Origin of the sequence: Ohtaekwangia sp., from assembly GCF_036786105.1 — a bacterium.
Taxonomy (GTDB): domain Bacteria; phylum Bacteroidota; class Bacteroidia; order Cytophagales; family Cyclobacteriaceae; genus Ohtaekwangia.
Genome location: NZ_DAIQRQ010000036.1, coordinates 1 through 2,928, shown reverse-complemented (window position 1 = coordinate 2,928; position 2,928 = coordinate 1). Strand labels below are relative to the sequence as shown.

Below are 2,928 nucleotides of genomic sequence, written 5' to 3'. Positions count from 1 at the left end.
AGTGTACTAGTCGTATATTCTTTAGCATGAATGTCTATTTCTGACAAAAGAAAACTGCAGGTTATATCTTATGCATATATACCTGCAGTCTTTGCTTTCTCACTTATGGATAAGCGATTTAAAATTTACTTGGCGCCGGCCAAGATTGCATCAATCGTACGTTGATCTGTTACTGTAAGCTTTGATCTGTCCAGCGCACCACCTGTATCCCACCAGAATGGGATTGCACCCGTAGTCTTGGCGAGTTTGGTTGAATACGTGATCCAGTAGTCAACAGCATTGTGGTGTGTTTCCAGGTCCTTAGGAACATGGTTACTGCCATCCCGTTTATAGGCTCCATATTCACCTATTATTACAGGAATACCTTTATCAATAAATTTCGTTTTCATTTTTGTGAAGTCACTAAGCAGGGCAGCTTCATTTCCATAGGTCCATGAATCTAAAAAGTTGCGCTCCGGCTCGATTGTAGACTGATAATCTTTGCCCCAGTAATAAGCCATTTTACCCCAATCTGCGTCTTCAGGCAGGAAACAAAACTGCGATGGATTATAATTATGTACTTCAACCATCAGGCGATTTGCTGTCGGGTCCTGAGGAAGTGTGCTCATTAGATCTGGTGTCAGGGACATGTTTGTAGAAGGTCCTTGTATAACGAGCACGCGATAGGTATTTCTTCCACCGGTAGAACGAACCGCATCAATAAACGTCTGATGATATTCTGCCAATACTTTCATTGCCGTAGCATCACCAGCATTCGGCTCATTGGCGCTGGCAAACATCAAATGCTCATCGAAGTCACGCATAGCCGTGGCAATCTGTTCCCACAAGGCTCTTTGCTTGGCACTCACAGAGTCCTGTTTTTTCTCCGTGATATTATTTTCCAGCCAGCCACCATCCCAATGGATGTTTAGTAATACATACATGTCGTTGTTAACACAATATCCTACTACTTCTTTTACGCGGTTCATCCAATTCTGATCAATGTGTGCGGTCGTTTCATTGTCCAGGTGATGCCAACTCCATGCACAAGGAATACGGATGGCATTAAATCCGTTCGCCTTTACAAACTTTATATAGTCTTCGGTAATCACAGGACTGCCCCAGCCGGTTTCTCCTCCAGGAGCTTCAAAGGTGTTCCCTATATTCCAGCCCAATTTCATTTTTGCTGCCAGCTCAACAGCATTGCTGCTCATGCCCGTTGCATCGGGTGCCTTAGGCGAGGTGTTATACGTTGGATATATAGTTGGCTTCTGAGTTACCGTAACGCGTCTACCCTGACCGTTGGTTGCGTTAACTTCCAACACCGTAGAACGTGCACTACCCGTGCCATTTTTATTTACAATAATCTGAATACTGGTACTGCCGCTGTTACCGTTTACCTGGCTTACCTTCAACCACGCATCAGCAGCATTCGAGATAGTCCAGCTGCTGTTAGCAACGATGGAAAATTCTGACGTATCCCCTTCAGGGTTGAGCGAAAGCTGCAGCGGAGTTACCGTCAGTTCAGGTGTTACATCGTCCTTTTTACAGGATGTAAAAAATATAATTGTCGTCAGTAGTAACGAAATTTTAAAAAAGCTGATGATTTTCATTGATAGTTTTAATTTGTGATGTGAATTGTTTTTATCAATCTGGGGCTTTTGCTGGTTGTAATTCTTATCTGTCTTGATAGTCCTCGTCTCTAAAAATAATTTTTTATAGTTTAGTTAGATAAATAAATAATAGTCTCGCAAGTCCCGGCTATAATAAAATCTTGTGTGTTAAGTTTCGGAATAATCATCACATTCTGTAATAACAATGCGTATCAAAAGCAATGCTGGCACGATGTTCCATTTTAATATTCTTTGACTGAATTTATTCAACTTAAAGTAAAAAAGACCTGCGGAATATCTTCCGTTGTAAATCGGAGGCCCGCAGGTCTTTATTTACCATTTTATCTTTTCACCACTCTGAAGTTATCGAAAGCGGCTTCAATACTTGTAGTTGTTGCTGTGCCGAAGTTCTGCAGGTAAATTGTCAGATAGCTCTTGGAGGTACCTGCATTAAACAAGTCGCCAACTTTCGTTATGGAAGCACCTTTGCCGTCACCCTGGGTAGCATCCTTGAGGCGGAATGTCGATAACGGAATTGTTACGGTTTGCCATCCATCCGTGGTAAAGTTAACCGATTGTTTCGCTGATATTTTCCAGGGTTCATATAGCGCCAGATAGCTACCTTTGTCGGTTCTGATACAAAGCGTACCTCCTTTCCAGGCGTTTTTAACATTCATTTCAAATTTGAAGGCCCATTTGTCGCCTGAATCGTCAAGATTTGCTGCAGGCACCCATGTATATTCACCAAGGCGAATAGCATTGCCATCCGAGCCTTCTCCGGCCTTTAATGCAGGGCTTGTATATGTAATGTACTGCCCGGTTCCAATTCCATAATCAGCATTATAGGGAGGCCAGCCCGTTGTATTAGGATCAGAACTCCAAAGCCCTACAGAGCCTCCCCACCATTGCCAGCCGAAATAATCACCCCACTCCATATTACCTAAAATGCCTGTACCGCCGGCATTGATGGAGGCTATATCATTTACTTTGAAAGCCGTGGTGAATGTTCCGCCTGGTGTAACAATTGTTACAGGTCCGCTTCCTGTTAGCATAGGCGCTGTAAACTTTACCGAATCTCCACCTTCGGATTCTTCGAAGTTTGAAATAGTTGCTCCGGCAAACGTTATGCTTTCAACGGAAACAAAATTAAATCCATACAGATAAACCACTTCACCTTCCTTGGGAATCTCATGCGAAACGTTGGTTATTATAGGGGGGCCTACTATTCTTATCGAAAAGTTTCCAGTTCCAATTGTTGTAGTATAGCTGATCGTATTGACGAGTGAAGCATCACCACCGGATAAATCAGCGGGCACTTGTACGATCGCACTTGAGT

At 43.0% G+C, this 2,928-nt stretch carries 2 protein-coding genes; both read right to left on the bottom strand.

The genetic code is table 11. The features are described from left to right. Positions 1–125 precede the first annotated feature (125 nt). Positions 126–1,592 carry a cellulase family glycosylhydrolase gene (locus V7Q33_RS14870; RefSeq protein WP_333820331.1) on the bottom strand — a complete coding sequence of 489 codons (1,467 nt, stop codon included), beginning with the start codon at positions 1,590–1,592 and terminating at the stop codon, positions 126–128. A 341-nt stretch (positions 1,593–1,933) separates the two neighbouring features. Then, positions 1,934–2,928 (bottom strand): glycan-binding surface protein (locus V7Q33_RS14865; protein WP_333820330.1); only part of this gene is annotated, 995 nt, incomplete at its 5' end.

Bases quoted from the DNA above. Each gene is read 5' to 3' on its own strand.
- V7Q33_RS14870 (WP_333820331.1), bottom strand. From the start codon at position 1,592: ATGAAAATCATCAGCTTTTTTAAAATTTCGTTACTACTGACGACAATT.